Raw genomic sequence first — 16,180 nt, 5'->3', positions numbered from 1 at the left:
CGCGGAATGAACGGTTCAGCGACCAAAAGTCGAGGAACGAGTTTAGTGAGATAGGGAAGAGCCTTCGGGGATTGTTCACATGGCAGATACGCATCAGAAAAATCACGACTACCATATCATAAGCCCCAGCCCGTGGCCGCTTCTGGCATCGATCGGCGCTTTCGTTCTGACCTTCGGTGGCATCTGTTACATGCGCTACCTGAATGGCGGTTCGTTCAAGCTGTTCGGGCACGAACTCGCCAATCCATGGCTGTTCTATATCGGCCTCGCCATCGTTCTCTACACCATGTACGCCTGGTGGGCGGATACGATCAAGGAAGGCGATGAGGGCAACCACACGCCGGTCGTATCCCTACATCTGCGCTATGGCATGATCATGTTCATCGCCTCGGAAGTCATGTTCTTCGTGGCATGGTTCTGGGCCTATTTCGATGCCAGCCTTTATCCGCACGAGGCCATTCAGGCGTCCCGTCTGGAATTCACCGGCGGTCAATGGCCGCCAAAGGGTATCGAGGTCATCGATCCCTGGCATCTGCCGCTCTATAACACCGTTATCCTGCTTTTGTCCGGCACCTGCGTAACCTGGGCGCACCATGCGCTGCTGCACAATGACCGTAAGGGCATGATTTCCGGCCTGGCGCTCACCGTTGCACTCGGCGTGCTCTTCTCCGCCGTGCAGGCTTATGAATACATGCACGCGCCGTTCGATTTCAAGAATTCCATCTATGGCGCCACCTTCTTCATGGCCACCGGCTTCCACGGTTTCCACGTTTTCGTCGGCACCATATTCCTGCTCGTCTGCCTGTTCCGCGCCATCTCCGGCGGCTTCACGCCAAAGCACCATTTCGGTTTCGAAGCTGCTGCCTGGTACTGGCACTTCGTGGACGTGGTCTGGCTGTTCCTCTTCTTCGCCATCTATGTCTGGGGCGGCTGGGGCGCACCTCTGGCACATTGAAGCCAGCGTGTATTGTGGTGAGGGGCGGCATCCAGCCGCCCTTTGCGTTTCTGCGACCGGAGGAGCCATGACGCAGAATATTGGTGATTTCCCGCCTGTCGATCCAATCAAGGTCGGATTGCAGGGTTGCTGCCCGCGTTGCGGCAGGGGAAAACTTTTCGATGGATTTCTGAAGATCAAGCCGAGCTGCAGTGCCTGCGGGCTGGATTATTCTTTCGCGGATGCGGGCGATGGGCCTGCCGTCTTCGTCATGCTGATCGTCGGTTTCCTCATCATGGGGCTGGCGCTCTGGTTCGATTCGCTCTTTGCGCCACCGGTATGGCTGCATGCGCTGATCTGGCTGCCGCTTGCCGTTATCGTTTCGCTGGTCCTTCTGCGCAAATTGAAGGGCATCATGGTGGCGCTGCAATATCGCAATAATGCAAGTGAAGGCAGGATCGATCATGGCTGAGCTGAGCGCCATAAAACCCTCGCAGCGCCGCCTGTGGTTCGCGGGGCCGCTGGTGCTGCTGGCCCTTGTCATTCTTCTGTCGCTCGGCACATGGCAGGTGCGGCGGCTTTACTGGAAAGAGGCTCTACTCAGCGATATCCAGCTGCGCGTTCATTCAGCGCCGGTGGAACTTGCCGAAATCGAGAGGATTTTGGCGTCGGGCGGCGATATCGAATACCGCACGGTGCGCCTGTCCGGCACCTTCGATCACGCACATGAGCGCCACTTCTTCGCCACCCATGAGGGGCAGACGGGCTATTACATCTACACGCCGCTGAAGCTGGATGACGGTCGCGAAATCTTCGTCAATCGCGGCTTCGTGCCCTATGAGATGAAAGATGCGGTAAAGCGTGAACAGGGGCAGGTGACAGGCCGTGTCACAATCGAAGGGCTTGCCCGCGCGCAGCTTGCGGCAAAACCCTCCATGATGCTGCCCGATAACGATATCGGCAAAAACATCTTCTATTGGAAAGACATCCGCGCCATGGCCGATAGTGCCGGTGTCGCACGCGCGGGTCTCGTTCCGTTTTTCGTGGATGCGAATGCCGCGCCCAATCCCGGTGGCTGGCCGAAGGGCGGCGTTACCATCATCGACCTGCCGAATAATCATCTGCAATATGCGATTACGTGGTACGGACTGGCTGCCGCCCTTGTGTTCGTGGCCGGTTTTGCCTATGTCCGGGACATAAGAGGCTCGAAAGAGTAGACCTTGAACGTGGCTCGGCGAGACATCGCAGGCCACAACAAGACCGCAAATCAGCAATAGCGACGGGCCGGATAATTTCGGCCATGCCGACGCCAGCGAAGGGGAGGCAAAAGGAGCAGGAATGAATATCGCCGTTTCCAAACCGCCCCTCACGATCCGCCTTTGCGGCCCGCGCGGCTTTTGCGCCGGTGTCGACCGTGCCATTCAGATCGTGGTTCTGGCGCTGAAGGCCTATGGCGCACCGGTCTATGTGCGCCACGAGATCGTCCATAATCGCTATGTGGTGGAAGGTCTGGAAGCCAAGGGCGCGATTTTCGTTGAAGAGCTGAACGAAATCCCGGCGGAACATCGCCAGCAGCCGGTCGTCTTTTCCGCTCACGGTGTGCCCAAGTCCGTGCCGGAAGATGCGCAGGCGCGAAACCTGTTCTATCTGGATGCGACTTGCCCGCTGGTTTCCAAAGTGCACAAGCAGGCCATGCGCCACCAGCGCCTCGGTCGCCACGTCGTCCTCATCGGCCATGCCGGTCACCCCGAAGTTATCGGCACCATGGGTCAGCTCCCCGAAGGCACCGTCTCTCTGGTCGAGACGGTGGAAGATGCCGAACGCTATCAGCCGCTCGATACGGAAAATCTCGGCTTCGTCACCCAGACCACCCTTTCCGTGGACGACACGGCTGGCGTGATCGCCAAGTTGCAGGAACGTTTTCCCGCCATGCAATCACCTGCGGCAGACAGCATCTGTTATGCCACGACCAACCGTCAGGATGCCGTCAAACAGGCCGCCCCCGGTTGTGATCTGTTCATCGTCGTCGGCGCGCCGAACTCTTCCAACTCCAAACGGCTGGTCGAAGTGGCGCTTCGCGCTGGCGCCAAGCGCTCCGTGCTGGTGCAGCGCGCAGCCGAAATCGATTGGAGCGAGATCGGCGATGTGCGCACGGTCGGCCTCTCCGCAGGAGCATCCGCGCCGGAGGTCATCGTCGATGAGATCATTCAGGCCTTCAAGGAGCGTTTCGAGACCACGCTCGATCTGGCCGTGACCGTTGAAGAAACCGAGCATTTTCTGGTGAATCGTGAGCTTCGCAATATTGAACTCACCACGGAAGACATGGCATTCGTCAATGGCAGCGCCCGCGATGCACTTCCGCCGAAAGCTGTGCTGAACAGCTGATTTACGCAAACCTTTTCGTTCAAGAGATATCCATTGGCAGTTTACACGGACATCACAGAAGATGACCTGAGACAGTTTCTCGGTCAGTACGACGTTGGCGAATTGACCTCCTATAAGGGCATTGCCGAAGGTGTCGAAAACTCCAATTTCCTGCTGCATACGACCAGCGACCCGCTGATCCTGACGCTGTACGAAAAGCGCGTGGAGAAATCGGACCTGCCGTTCTTTCTTGGCCTGATGCAGCATCTGGCCGCCAAGGGGCTTTCCTGCCCACTGCCTTTGCCGCGCCAGGATGGCGAGTTGCTGGGCGAATTGTCCGGTCGCCCTGCGGCGCTGATTTCCTTCCTTGAAGGCATGTGGCTGCGCAAGCCGGAGGCGCGCCATTGCCGCGAAGTGGGCAAGGCGCTGGCGGCGCTGCATCTGGCTGGCGAAGGTTTCGAGATAGAGCGCCCGAATGCGCTTTCCGTCGAAGGCTGGAAGGTGCTGTGGGACAAGGCGGAAGCCCGCGCCGATGAGGTTGAAGCCGGGCTTCGGGAAGAAATTCGCCCGGAGATCGATTATCTCGCGGCCCATTGGCCGAAGGACCTTCCGGCTGGTGTCATCCACGCGGATCTGTTTCAGGACAATGTCTTCTTCCTCGGCGATGAGCTTTCTGGCCTGATCGATTTCTACTTCGCCTGCAATGACCTGCTGGCCTATGACGTGTCCATCTGCCTCAACGCCTGGTGCTTCGAGAAGGACGGCGCTTATAACGTGACCAAGGGCAAGGCGCTGCTGGAAGGCTATCAATCCGTGCGACCCATGAGCGATGCGGAGCTTGATGCCCTGCCGCTTCTGGCGCGCGGCTCGGCCCTGCGCTTCTTCCTGACGCGTCTCTACGACTGGCTGACGACGCCGGAAGGCGCGCTTGTGGTGAAGAAGGACCCGCTCGAATATCTGCGCAAGCTGCGCTTCCACCGCTCCATCAGCCATGTTGCCGAATATGGATTGGCGGAATAATGAAGCACGTCGAAATTTACACCGATGGTGCCTGCTCTGGAAATCCGGGGCCGGGCGGCTGGGGCGCCGTTCTTCGTTATGGCGACGTGGAGAAGGAATTGTGCGGCGGCGAGGCGGAAACCACGAATAACCGCATGGAACTGCTGGCCGCAATCTCTGCGCTCAATGCGCTGAAGGCTCCCTGCGAGGTCGATCTTTATACGGACAGCGCCTACGTCAAGGATGGCATTACCAAGTGGATTTTCGGCTGGAAGAAAAAAGGCTGGAAGACCGCGGATAACAAGCCGGTCAAGAATGTGGAGCTCTGGCAGGCGCTCGAAACCGCGCGTGAGCGCCACAAGGTGACGTTGCACTGGGTCAAGGGCCATGCCGGGCACCCGGAAAACGAGCGCGCCGATGAACTGGCCCGCCGCGGCATGGAGCCCTTCAAACGGCGGTAATGAAACCGCGGTCTATTCGCGAACGGAACGATTCCGAACCGTGAAGAACGGATCGGCGCTTGCTTAGTTAGATGATGGGCGTGGTGGGGCGACGGCACCGTTTACCGCTCAACCGGGGCGGGTCTTGTTTGGCGGGTCTCGTAACCTATGTTCGGAAATAGCAGAAGAGGGACACTCAATGATACAGCACTGCGTTTTCCTGCGGTTCAAATCCGCTACCACCCCATCCGAAAAAACGGCGATCTACGAAGCGATTGCCGCGCTCAAAGACGTAATCCCCGGTATCACGGATATCAAATACGGCCAGAACGTCTCGCCGGAAGGCCTGAACGGCGGCTTCCTGGACGGCTTCATCGTCAACTTCGATAGCCTCGAAGCCCGCGACGAATATCTCGTCCACCCCCAGCATGTAGAGGTTGGCGATAGGCTGATCGGGCTGACCGATGGCGGGCTTGCGGGTATACTTGTGTTTGATATGGCGGTTTGAGGATTGGCGCACATCCTGAATTCGTCTGGATGTCATTTGCATCTTCATGCAGTGGGGTTGCAACAGCGCCAAAACCACCGCCGTCATCCTAGGGCTTGTCCCTAGGATCTAATCACGCTTCTGCGGATGGGACGTAGCAGATCCTCGGGACAAGCCCACTGCTGTCCGGTTTAAATTTCTGGACAAGGCGCATGACATTGATTCTACTCGGTTTCAGACGTTTCGCGGCGATCTGGACACGAACAGGAGATCAACGTCATGCGCCACCAGAATAGCGTTTTTCATCAAATACAGAAGCATGTTCCCTGGCAGGTCTTCGAAGGGCTTGTGGATAAGTACAAGGGCGATCACAGGGTTCGGCGGTTTTCGATGAAGGACCAGTTGCTGGCGCTTCTGTTTGCTCAACTTTCCGGCGCGCAAAGCCTGCGCGAGATCGAGGCAGGGCTGTCGAGCCACCGCAACCAGCTTTATCATCTGGGTGCCCACGGCGTGGCGCGCTCCACCCTTGCCGATGCCAATGCCACAAGGCCTGCGGACGTCTTTGCCGATCTGTTTTCCCATATGGCGGCTGCCGCCAGCCGAAGAACCCGTCGCCATATCCGCGATGCGGTGCGCCTGCTCGACGCCACCCGCGTCGCCGTCTCCTCCATGAGCAATGGTTGGGCCGATATGGTCAGCGGGCGCAGAGCCGCCAAGCTGCATGTCGCCTACGATCCGAATGGCGACATCCCCATGGCGATGACCATGACAGGCCAGAGAACCAACGACATCGTGCCCGCAAAGGCCATGCCGATCGAACCCGGCATGACCTATGTCTTTGATCTGGCTTACTATGATTTCGCGTGGTGGGCAGCGCTGGACCGGGCAGGCTGCCGCTTCGTCACACGGCTTAAGACCAACACGCATCTTCAGGCCGCCACCGAACAGCCTCCAAGCGAGAGCGATCACATCCTGTGCGACAGGATCGGGCTGTTGGCACAACGCATGGCGCGCTCGAGACGCAATCCCTTTTCCGAACCGTTGCGCGAGATCGCGGTGCGGATCGACACGGGCAGGACCATCCGGCTCGTCACCAACGATCTGGATGCGCCAGCCGAAGAGATTGCCGAGCTTTACAAACAGCGGGTCAAGCAGAACCTCAGGATACGCCATTTCTTCGGAGCATCCGAAAACGCCGTGCGCATCCAGACCTATGTCGCCCTCATCGCCTATCTTGTGCTGCGCATGGCGCAGGCCTGCCAGAGCGCCATCACGCAACCGCTCACCTTCACCCGCCTCGTACGCCTCAACCTCATGCACAAAAGGCGATCCGACCAACTCCTTAAACCACCCACACAACCGTCCAAATCCCCAAACCAGATGGTGCTGATGTGGGACTGAAATTTAAACCGGACAGTAGTGGGTCAAGCCCGAGGATGACGGCAGTGGGTTATTGGCTTAACCCAAGGGGCCCTAGGATGAATGTCCGCCAAAATCCCTCAACTCGACTTGCTAATAGCCGCCGCGATCTGATCCACATTGTAGCGGAACATCTTCTCATAGGTAGCAGCCGGGCCCTTGGCCTTGGAGAGTGATTCCACATAAAGCTCGCCACCCGGTTCAGCGCCGGTTGCCTTGGCGACCTGTTTCACCAAGCGTGGGTCGTTGGAGTTTTCGAAGAAATAAGTCTTCACATGTTCGGCCTTGATCTGCTCGATCAGCTTTGCCACATCGCCTGCTGAAGCTTCCGTCTCCGTCGAGACGCCGAGTGGCGACAGGAACTTCACATTGTATTCGCGTCCGAAATAGCCGAAGGCATCGTGGCTGGTGAGGATCTTGCGGCGGTCGTCAGGGATCGGGTCGAATTTCGTGTGGGCATACCGGTCCAGCTCGTCCAGCTTCTTCAGGTAAGCGGTCGCATTGGCCTTGAACTCGTCCTTATCCGCCGGGTCGGCAGCGGCGAGTGTCGTCTCGATATTTTCTACCCAAATCTTCACGTTGAGCGGGCTGTTCCACACATGCGGGTCAGTGATGGTCTTGCCGTCTTCGTCCATCTCGCGCGTCTTGATGCCATCCGAAACGGTAACGGGAGTACCCTTGTAACCGGAAGCGGAAATCAGGCGGTCCATCCAGCCTTCAAGGCCAAGCCCGCTGACGAAAACCACGTCCGCCGCCTTCAGACTTTTTGCATCGGCAGGCGAGGGCTCGAATTCGTGCGGATCGCCATCGGGTTTCACCAGGCTGGACACGCTGACATGCTTGCCGCCCACCTGCTTCACCACATCGGCCAGCACGGTGAAGGATGCGACCGCCTTCAACTCGGCTGCCGAAGCGGTTGCCGAAAATGCGATGAGGGCGGGGAGGGCGGTGGAAAGAAGCAAAAAGCGATATGGCATCGGCAGTCTCCTGATTAGGCCTTCAAGTGAGGGCGGGTGAAATAGCGGCCAGCAAGCCCCGCAGGCGCCACCAGAATGGAGAAGCCATAAATGCAGGTTGCGGCGATGATGATGGTGGGTCCGGAAGCAGTTTCCAGATGGTAGGACGCGACAAGCCCGATATAGCCAGAGGCAGCGGCACTTACCGAGGCCAGCACCAGCATGGCAGGCAGGCTGCGCGCCCAAAGCTGCGCGATTGCGGCAGGCAGCATCATCAGGCCCACGGCCATGAGAGTGCCCAGTGCCTGAAAGCTCGCAACGAGGTTGATGACGACGAGAAGCAGAAAGGCGACATGGTAGATCGGGCCGCGCCCGCCCACGGCACGCAGAAAGCCGGGATCGAAGCATTCCGTGACCAGCGGACGGTAGATGAAGGCCATAACGATGAGGGTCAGCGATGTGATCGCGCCGATCTGGTAAAGCGCTGGCGGATCGATGGCGAGAATGGTGCCGAAAAGCACATGCAGAAGATCGACATTCGAACCGTGCAGGGAAACGATCAACACGCCGATTGCAAGGGAAGCGAGATAGAAGCTCGCAAAGCTCGCATCCTCCTGAAGTGGCGTGATGCGGCTGACGATGCCGGATAAAAGCGCGACAGACAGGCCTGCGACGAGACCGCCGAGACCCATGGCGGTGAGCGAGAGCGAACCGGCGATCAGATAGCCGATGGCCGCACCGGGAAGAATGGCGTGGCTCAACGCATCGCCCATCAGGCTCATCCGCCGCAGGGCAAGCAGAACGCCGATAGGGCTTGCGCCGACGGAAAGGCACAGGCACGCGACCAGCGCGCGGCGCATGAAGCCGTAATCCTGAAACGGCGCGATGAAAAGATCATAGGCCGTCATGCCGCAGGCTCGCAAATTTCGCTCATCTCATCCCACCGCTCCGCCATGGCGCGGGCACGCAGCAGGTTGGCGGGCGACATGATGTGCTCCGTCGTGCCCCAGCCAACCAGTTCGCGGGCAATCAGCAGGGTTTGGGGAAAGTGCGCGCGCACCTGATCGAAATCATGCAGCACCGCCACCACAGTTCGTCCCTCGCCATGCCAGCGGGCTACGATGTCGAGCAGATCACGCGTCGTTCTCGCATCAATGGCGGTGAAAGGTTCATCCAGCAGAATGACCTTCGCATCCTGCACCAGCAACCGGGCGAACAGCACGCGCTGAAACTGGCCAGCAGAAAGCGAACCGATTGGCCGCTTTTCGAACCCTTCGAGACCGACGGCAGCCAGTGCCTGTCTTGCGCTGACAGTCTCATCCTTACCGATGCGACCGAATGCGCCCGCAATCTTCCATGCACCGAGAAGCACCGTGTCGAGAACGGAGATCGGGAAACGGCGGTTGATATCGGCTGCTTGCGGCAGATAACCGAAGTCGGTGCGCTTAAGCCCGTGAACGACCCGGCCCTCGGTGGCGCGCAGTTCCCCGATGATGGTTTTCAGCAGCGTCGATTTGCCCGCGCCATTCGGCCCCGTAATCGCAGTCAGGCTTCCGCTGTGGAATTCGCCCGAGATGTGATGCACCGCAGGATGCCGATCATAGGCAACGGTTAGGTTCTCAAAACGCAGGATTGTTTGACCGGTCATGAGAGTGTCACCGCCCAGAGGATCAGCAGCCAAAGGGGCAGAAGAATGAGGATAGTCAGAACCAGACGATGCGCCGCTGAGTATCTTAGCAACTGAGGAAGGCCGAAAAAACGCAACATGGCGCGCTCACATTTATGTTATACAATTACTGTAATGATATAACAAATAAGGCGGAAGAATGGCAAGGGATTTGGCTTCGTCCATGCGTTGAACGATAGGGCGACGGCAACGGAAAAGGCCCGCTGCAATGACAACGGGCCTTTCTAAAATAGCGTTGAACGCGAGACGGTGAACTGCGTATCAGAGTTGCTCGATCATCGTCGCAGCCGAGGAAACGGTTGCCTGGCCTGGGTTCTCTTCGATGTTCAGCGACTTGACGACGCCATCGTCTACCAGCATCGAGTAACGCTTGGAGCGCACGCCGAGGCCACCGGCGGACAGGTCGGCATCGAGGCCGAGCGCCTTGGTGAAGGATGCGTCCCAGTCTGCGAGGAAGTGGATTTTACCCTGGCCGCCCGAAGACTGCGCCCAAGCGCCCATGACGTGCCAGTCATTGACAGCGACGACGGCAATATCGTCCACACCGCGCGAGAGAATGGCGTCACGGTTTTCCAGATAGCCGGGAAGGTGGTTCAAAGAGCAGGTGGGCGTGAACGCGCCCGGAACCGCAAAGACGACAACCTTCTTACCGCTGAAAAGCTGGTCGGTCGTCGTTTCGACAGGGCCGTCCGCAGTCTTTTCCTTGAAGGTGGCGGAGGGCAGCTTGGCGCCGATTTTGATGGTCATGAATATCGCTCCTGTGGCAATGACGGGGCGACTATAGTGCATTTCCAGAAAAAGAATGAGGGTGAAGAGAAAAAAACGGGAAGACCGTTTTCCGACCCTTCCGCCCCGTTATTGCGCCGGAAAATCGAGCGGTGCTTCCATGGCCCTTTCGCCGGATTTAACCAGTATGTGCCAGGTTTGGCCCTTTGGATTGTAGCTCTTCGGCAGGCCTTTGATGTTCATGTAGAAGGAGAGCTTCCGCTTGTCGCGAACCAGATTCTGCGGTTCGAAATAGGCGTAGCCAGATGGTCCGGCGACGTAGATATCGACGTCCTTAGGGGCGTCTTCGGGCAGTCGCAGCTCCACGCCGAGCAGGGTCTTGTCTGGCGTGATGTGGAAGTTCTGAACCCTGAAATCATCGGATGCCTGTTCGGGCAGTATGGCGCTGCTTGCCTTGACGAACGCCATTTCCTCGTCCGTCGCCGCTGCGTTTCTGCGAAGATCGAAGCTCGCCTCGAATGGAATGCAGATGTTGAGGCATACGCCGATGAAGGCGTTCAGTTTTGCATCGTCACCGTTCCCGGCGTCCACCTGAAGCGTGAAGGGAAAGTTCACCGGCTGGTCGTATCCAATGTCGGTGATGTCGTCATTCTTGATCAGCTTGGGAACCGGAAACGACATGGAGGAGAGGCTGATGCCAGCCGCATCGGGTTTGATTTGCGGCGGAATGCCCGCTTCTCCCGGTTCACGCCAGTAGGTGATCCAGCCGGGCTTGAGGTCGATCTGCAAAACCGCGTCGATCCGTCCGCTGGCATCCGGCGGAAGGCTGATGACGCGCATGCGCCCGCCCTCGCTGGTGGCCCATTCGGTGGTATCTGCTTTGGCGCTCTGCGTGCCGGAAAGGACGGCCAGAACCATGGCGAGTGCTGCAGGAATGATGCGGCTTGCGGAGAAAAACTGAGCTATCATACTATTCGTCTAGCGCAACAGACCGGGGCCGACCAGTTACGATTTTGTCTCATTCATCATTTTCGGTTGATTGATCGTCAACTATGCCGCATCCTTAACGAATGACGAAACCAGATGCGGCGGCTTCTAAAAGCCGCGCGGCAACGGGAGGCGCTGGTGACTTTTTCGACCCTTATGGACAAGAAAGAACGCGGCTTCCTGGATGGCCAGTTTCTGATCGCCATGCCGGGGCTGGACAATAGCGCCTTCGAACGTTCCGTCATCTATATCTGCGCCCATTCGCAGGCAGGCGCGATGGGCTTCATCATCAACCGCCCTCAGCAGATTACCTTCACCGACGTCCTTCTGCATCTGAAAATCATGGACAGCAATGACGCCATCATGCTGCCTAACCGCACGCGGGAATTTCCCATCCAGTTCGGCGGTCCGGTTGAGGCGGGCAGGGGCTTCGTGCTGCATTCGGATGATTATTCGAGCGAATCCAGCATCCCGGTCAGCGATGACATCTCCTTGACGGCAACGCTCGACATCGTGCGCGCCATCTCCAATGGCCGCATGCCGCACCGCGCCACCATGCTGCTGGGTTATGCCGGATGGTCCGCCGGTCAGCTTGAAAACGAGATTGCCAATAATGGCTGGCTAAACTGCCCCGCATCCGAAGAGCTTATTTTCGACCGCTCGCTGGATGACAAATATGAGCGCGCGCTTGCGCTTATGGGTGTTGATCCTCGCATGCTTTCCGCCGAAGCGGGACATGCGTGAGAACGCACAAATTTAGCGGAACAAAAATTTACCCGTTACGTTTTCTAGCCGGTTGCCAGCACCGAGACTGGCCTGAAACTAGGGAGAAATGCAATGGGTAGCACATCCGACAAGATCGCTGGTAAGGCCAACGAAGTCGCCGGCAAGGTCAAGCAGAGCGTTGGTTCTGCCACCGGTAACGACCGTATGCGCGCAGAAGGCGCCGCTCAGGAAACCAAGGGCAAGGTTCAGTCCAGCGTTGGCAAGGCCAAGGATGCCGTAAAGGGCGCCGTTGACCGTATGTAATTGACCGGCAACCTCCACCCCAGCTGGAGGTTCGAGGAGCGCGTGTGTTCATAAACAGCACATGCGCTCTTTCTGTATCTGCCCGTTCCCGTACCATCTTCATGCCCGGAGAAACCCATGCAACTCTTTTCGTGTGCTGCCTGCGGGCAGCCCGTACATTTTGATAACCGTTCCTGCGTGCGTTGCGGCCACAGGCTCGCTTTCCTGCCGGAAACGCTGTCCATGGAAGCGCTCGATCCTGCGGGCGAGCCGGAATGGCAGCTTGTGGCCAAGCCGGACAGGAAGGTTCGTTTCTGCGCCAATGAGGTGAATGATATCTGCAACTGGGCCGTTCCGGCGGAAAGCGAAAGCCCGTTTTGCCCGGCTTGCAGCCACAACCGTCTCGTGCCTGATGTGAACACGCAGGAAGGCATCGAGCAGTGGCGGCAGATCAGTCAGGCGCAGCGGCATCTGTTCTATTCCATTCTGCGGCTGAAACTGCCGCATCCCAACCGGGATGCCGATCCTCAAGGCGGACTGGTATTCGACTTCCTCGTCGATGAGATTGCGCCGGATGGCTCCATCATTCCAGCGATGACGGGTCACGACGAAGGACTGATCGCGATCCGCGCAGCCGAAGCCGATGATGTGACGCGCGAGCAGGTTCGCGCCAACATGAACGAGCCATACCGCACCATGCTCGGCCATTTCCGCCATGAGGTGGGGCACTTCATCTGGAATAAGCTAGTTCGCGATGCCAACCTCTTCGAGCCCTTCCGCGCCGTATTCGGCGATGAGCGTGAAGATTACGGCGAGGCGCTGAAGCGCAATTACGAGCAGGGACCGCTACCCGGCTGGCAGGAAACCTTCATCAGCTCCTATGCCTCCGTGCACCCTTGGGAAGATTTTGCCGAGTGCTTCGCGCATTATCTTCACATTGTCGATACGCTGGAAACGGCCCATGCCTTCGGCATTGCCATCGAGCCGGAAGGCCATGAGGAAATGGCGACGGAAGTGGCTTTCGACCCGTACCGCGCACGCAGTGCGCAGCGTCTGGTCAATGCCTGGGTGCCGCTCAGCGTAGCGCTGAACTCCATGCAGCGCAGCATGGGGGAGGCGGATCTCTATCCCTTCGTGCTGACACCTGCGGTGGTAACCAAGCTGCAGTTCATTCATGATCTGGTTCATGGAAACGTCGCGGCGCAGGCGGGTGTCGCTATACCGCAACCCGCGCCACAACAGCAGAACGAGCAGGATCAGGCTCTTTTGACCACCTGAAAACGCTCCCGCAACAGGCGAAGTGCTGCTTCTCCTGTGTCCGGCGTGCCGAACAGGAAGCTTTGCCCGTAATGGCAGTTCATGCGGGCAAGCTCCGTTGCGTCCTCCGGCGTCTCGATGCCTTCTGCTACCACCTGCATTTCAAGCGCACGCGCCATGGCAATGATGGAGCGCAGCAGAACATTGCGCTTGTCGCTGGTATTGGCCACCAGCGCCTTGTCCAGCTTGATCGTGTCGAACGGGAAACGGGTGAGGTAAGCAAGCGACGAATAGCCGGTGCCGAAGTCATCCAGAGCGAGGCTCAAGCCCGTATCCTTGAGCTTGGCCAGAACGAGGCGGGCCTGTTCCGGGTTTTCCATCACGATGGATTCGGTCAGCTCCAGCTTCAATTGCTGCGGATTGCATCGCGTTCGCTGCAACATGCTGCGCACGTCGTTATAGAGTTCGTTGTTGAGCAACTGCGCGCTCGAAATATTCACGGAGATGAAGATCGGCAGCTTGTCGATGGCGTGCTGCCAATCCATCAGATCGGTCGCCGCACGCTCCAGCGCAAACATGCCGAGCGGCTCGATGAGCCCGGAGGCTTCGGCCACGGGAATGAATTCGCTTGGCGGAATATTGCCGCGCTTGGGGTGCTCCCAGCGCATGAGGGCTTCGAAGCCCGCCAGATCGCCATTGTCCAGCTTGATGATCGGCTGGTAGGCAAGCGAAAGCTCCTTGCGCTCGATGGCGCGGCGCAGGTCGCTCTCCATTTGCAGCCGGTCGGTGCCGGAGGTGCGGAAGGCAGGGCGGAACGGCTCGACGCGGTTGCCGCCCGCGCGTTTCGCCCGGTACATGGCCAGTTCCGCGTCGCTGAGCAGCCCGGCAGCACTTTCCTGCTGGTCGATCCATGAGACGAGGCCGATGGATGCGGTGAGGATGATTTCGCGGTTGGCGAAATTTATCGGCACCATGATCGCCTTGTTGACGGCATCCGCGAAGTCGGCAACGCGTTGCGGATCGCGCTCGGAAACGAGGATCAGGCCGAACTCGTCACCACCCAGACGCGCCAGCGTATCCTGCGGCTTCAACAGACGGCGAAGACGACGCGTCAGCGCGATCAGAATATTGTCGCCCGCAGCAATGCCCAGCGTATCGTTGACCAGCTTGTAACGGTCGATATCGATGGCCATGACCGTCGGGCGAACATTCTCGCCATCGGGCGCGAGGTTCAGCATGGATTGCAGACGGTCGAGGAAGACCTGACGGTTTGGAAGGCCGGTCAGATTGTCGTTCAACGCGTCCTGCAACAGTCGCTCGACGGAATTCTTTTGCTCCGTGATATCGGTTATGGTGCCGACGCAACGGATGATTTCACCGTTCGAGCCGAGAACCGGACGCGCACGGATTTGAAGCCAGTGGAAATGCCCATCTTCGGCGCGAATGCGGAATTCGTGGTTCAAACGGCCTTTGCGGTGGTCGAGCAGCACATCGAGCGTCGCCTTGAAACGATCCCGGTCGTCGGGATGCAGACGGGGCAGCCAGTTGCGCGCCGCGCCATGCATGGTGCCGGGGTGAAGGCCGAGCTTGATGGAGACATCGGGTGTCGTGACGATGCGGTCGCGGGTCACGTCCCAATCCCAAACCGTATCGCCGCTGCCGGTCAGCGCCAGAGACTGCCGCTCCAGATCCGAGAACAGGCCCTGCTGATAGGCACTTCCGGCAAAGGCGTGCTGAATGACAGTGAAACCAATCAAAAGCACGATCAATACGAGCCCACCGCCCAGCGCCGGTTGCACGATGTCGTTGTCCAGCTGCCCGGTCACCGTCAGCCAGCCGCCGAAGAGCCAGACGAGGATGAGCGCCCAGGAGGGTACAAGCAGAATGGCGCGGTCATAACGGTTGAAGCCGAGATAGACGATGAGCGCGATACCAGCCGTCGCGGTCAGGGCGAAGGAGACGCGCGCAATGCCCGATGCGATGGAGGGATCATAGATCGCCACGCCGAAGAGCGCGCCGAGACCGATGATCCAGGCAAATGTCGCATAGCCCAGATGCGCGTGCCACCTGTTCAGATTGAGATAGGTGAAAAGGAAGACCACGAAGCTGGAGGCGAGCGCCACTTCGGCGCCCGCCCTCCACATTCGCTCGTCACTGGACGTGACGGTGATCAGTTTCTCGAGGAAGCCGAAATCCACGCAGATATAGGCAAGAACCGCCCAAGCGAGTGCTGCCGAAGCTGGCAGAACCGAGGTGCCCTTGACGACGAAAAGAATGGTCAGAAGAACCGCGAGAAGACCGGCGATACCCAGCACGATGCCGCGATAGAGCGTAAACGCGTTGATCGTATCCTTGTAGGCTTCCGGCTCCCAGAGATAGAGCTGCGGCAACTGCGGTGTCTGAAGCTCCGCAACGAAGGTAATCACGGCACCCGGATTGAGCGTGATGCGGAAAACGTCCGCATCCGGGCTCGGCTGACGGTCCAGCGCAAAGCCTTCGCTGGGCGTAATCGCAATGATGCGCTGCGAGCCGAGATCCGGCCAGAAAAGCTTCGAATTGACTAGACGGAAATGCGGGGCGACGATAACGCGCTCGAGCTGCTCTTCCGAAACGTTGGCGAGCGCAAAAACAGCCCAGTCTCCCTGGTGAGTAGGCGAACTCGCCCGCACTTCGATGCGTCGGCGAATACCATCCGGGCCGGGGGCAGTGGAAACCTGAAAGGCTTCACCCTGATTGGCGTAGATATCGGTCGTGGCCGTCAGGTCCAGCGCATTGTCGTCGCGCGAAATCTTCACCGGCTCGAAGGCCTGAGCCTGCCCGACGAATAGCACGCAGACGAAAAACAGGACCGTGAAGCGTGCCGCCGCTGAAATATGTCCGAAAAGGCGCGACACGAGGCTAATATATGTCATCTAT

17 protein-coding genes are annotated in these 16,180 nt (G+C 58.7%); 11 read left to right on the top strand and 6 right to left on the bottom strand.

Annotated elements, in window-relative coordinates:
* The first annotated feature begins 79 nt into the window (after nucleotides 1-79).
* From CFBP5473_RS11810 to CFBP5473_RS11775, 8 genes are all read left to right on the top strand, one after another.
* The gene (locus tag CFBP5473_RS11810; protein WP_027677007.1) at nucleotides 80-955 is read left to right on the top strand and encodes a cytochrome c oxidase subunit 3; all 876 of its coding nucleotides are present in this window, start codon (nucleotides 80-82) and stop codon (nucleotides 953-955) included.
* 67 nt (nucleotides 956-1,022) lie between these two features.
* A complete protein-coding gene (locus CFBP5473_RS11805) occupies nucleotides 1,023-1,406 on the top strand; it encodes a DUF983 domain-containing protein (RefSeq protein WP_027677006.1) in 384 nt (127 codons plus the stop codon).
* A complete protein-coding gene (locus tag CFBP5473_RS11800) occupies nucleotides 1,375-2,151 on the top strand; it encodes an SURF1 family protein (protein ID WP_106389469.1) in 777 nt (258 codons plus the stop codon). Before CFBP5473_RS11805 ends, CFBP5473_RS11800 begins: the two co-directional genes overlap by 32 nt.
* 121 nt (nucleotides 2,152-2,272) lie before the next feature.
* Nucleotides 2,273-3,319: a 4-hydroxy-3-methylbut-2-enyl diphosphate reductase gene (ispH, locus tag CFBP5473_RS11795; protein WP_027677004.1), complete on the top strand. Its 1,047-nt coding sequence runs from the start codon at nucleotides 2,273-2,275 to the stop codon at nucleotides 3,317-3,319.
* A 33-nt stretch (nucleotides 3,320-3,352) separates the two neighbouring features.
* Complete coding sequence (locus CFBP5473_RS11790) at nucleotides 3,353-4,318, top strand: homoserine kinase (RefSeq protein WP_027677003.1); 966 nt, start codon at nucleotides 3,353-3,355, stop codon at nucleotides 4,316-4,318.
* Nucleotides 4,318-4,758, top strand: a complete 441-nt coding sequence (gene rnhA, locus CFBP5473_RS11785; RefSeq protein ID WP_027677002.1) for a ribonuclease HI — start codon at nucleotides 4,318-4,320, stop codon at nucleotides 4,756-4,758. The genes CFBP5473_RS11790 and rnhA overlap by 1 nt, the downstream gene beginning before the upstream one ends.
* 178 nt (nucleotides 4,759-4,936) lie before the next feature.
* The gene (locus CFBP5473_RS11780) at nucleotides 4,937-5,245 is read left to right on the top strand and encodes a Dabb family protein (RefSeq protein WP_027677001.1); all 309 of its coding nucleotides are present in this window, start codon (nucleotides 4,937-4,939) and stop codon (nucleotides 5,243-5,245) included.
* 258 nt (nucleotides 5,246-5,503) lie between these two features.
* Nucleotides 5,504-6,625 carry an IS4 family transposase gene (locus tag CFBP5473_RS11775; RefSeq protein ID WP_136954354.1) on the top strand — a complete coding sequence of 374 codons (1,122 nt, stop codon included), beginning with the start codon at nucleotides 5,504-5,506 and terminating at the stop codon, nucleotides 6,623-6,625.
* A 98-nt stretch (nucleotides 6,626-6,723) separates the two neighbouring features.
* Here CFBP5473_RS11775 and CFBP5473_RS11770 read toward each other — a convergent pair whose 3' ends face one another.
* The 5 genes from CFBP5473_RS11770 to CFBP5473_RS11750 all read right to left on the bottom strand — a co-directional run bounded on the left by CFBP5473_RS11770 (nucleotide 6,724) and on the right by CFBP5473_RS11750 (nucleotide 10,981).
* The gene (locus CFBP5473_RS11770; RefSeq protein WP_027675704.1) at nucleotides 6,724-7,620 is read right to left on the bottom strand and encodes a metal ABC transporter substrate-binding protein; all 897 of its coding nucleotides are present in this window, start codon (nucleotides 7,618-7,620) and stop codon (nucleotides 6,724-6,726) included.
* Between the two features lie 14 nt (nucleotides 7,621-7,634).
* Entirely contained in the window at nucleotides 7,635-8,507 is an 873-nt protein-coding gene (locus tag CFBP5473_RS11765; RefSeq protein ID WP_027675703.1) for a metal ABC transporter permease, read from the bottom strand.
* A complete protein-coding gene (locus CFBP5473_RS11760) occupies nucleotides 8,504-9,247 on the bottom strand; it encodes a metal ABC transporter ATP-binding protein (protein WP_027675702.1) in 744 nt (247 codons plus the stop codon). The genes CFBP5473_RS11765 and CFBP5473_RS11760 overlap by 4 nt, the downstream gene beginning before the upstream one ends.
* Nucleotides 9,248-9,547: 300 nt before the next feature.
* Nucleotides 9,548-10,033: a peroxiredoxin gene (locus tag CFBP5473_RS11755; protein ID WP_027675701.1), complete on the bottom strand. Its 486-nt coding sequence runs from the start codon at nucleotides 10,031-10,033 to the stop codon at nucleotides 9,548-9,550.
* Nucleotides 10,034-10,141: 108 nt separating this feature from the next.
* Entirely contained in the window at nucleotides 10,142-10,981 is an 840-nt protein-coding gene (locus tag CFBP5473_RS11750) for a protein-disulfide reductase DsbD domain-containing protein (protein ID WP_037171014.1), read from the bottom strand.
* A gap of 156 nt (nucleotides 10,982-11,137) precedes the next feature.
* Here CFBP5473_RS11750 and CFBP5473_RS11745 point away from each other — a divergent pair, with 156 nt between their 5' ends.
* The 3 genes from CFBP5473_RS11745 (at nucleotide 11,138) to CFBP5473_RS11735 (ending at nucleotide 13,285) form a co-directional block, all read left to right on the top strand.
* On the top strand, nucleotides 11,138-11,743 hold the full coding sequence (locus CFBP5473_RS11745; protein WP_027675699.1) for a YqgE/AlgH family protein: 606 nt from the start codon (nucleotides 11,138-11,140) through the stop codon (nucleotides 11,741-11,743).
* Between the two features lie 93 nt (nucleotides 11,744-11,836).
* The gene (locus CFBP5473_RS11740) at nucleotides 11,837-12,028 is read left to right on the top strand and encodes a CsbD family protein (RefSeq protein ID WP_027675698.1); all 192 of its coding nucleotides are present in this window, start codon (nucleotides 11,837-11,839) and stop codon (nucleotides 12,026-12,028) included.
* A 117-nt stretch (nucleotides 12,029-12,145) separates the two neighbouring features.
* Complete coding sequence (locus tag CFBP5473_RS11735; RefSeq protein ID WP_051441291.1) at nucleotides 12,146-13,285, top strand: zinc-binding metallopeptidase family protein; 1,140 nt, start codon at nucleotides 12,146-12,148, stop codon at nucleotides 13,283-13,285.
* Here the strand turns inward: CFBP5473_RS11735 and CFBP5473_RS11730 are convergent.
* Nucleotides 13,264-16,176, bottom strand: coding sequence for an EAL domain-containing protein (locus CFBP5473_RS11730; RefSeq protein ID WP_027675697.1), 2,913 nt, complete (start codon nucleotides 16,174-16,176; stop codon nucleotides 13,264-13,266). The genes CFBP5473_RS11735 and CFBP5473_RS11730 overlap by 22 nt on opposite strands.
* Between the last annotated feature and the right edge of the window lie 4 nt (nucleotides 16,177-16,180).

The sequence above is a fragment of the Agrobacterium larrymoorei genome (genome assembly GCF_005145045.1).
Lineage (GTDB): Bacteria > Pseudomonadota > Alphaproteobacteria > Rhizobiales > Rhizobiaceae > Agrobacterium > Agrobacterium larrymoorei.
The sequence above is the reverse complement of the archived record's forward strand: the minus strand, read 5'-3'. Positions and strand labels throughout refer to the sequence as shown.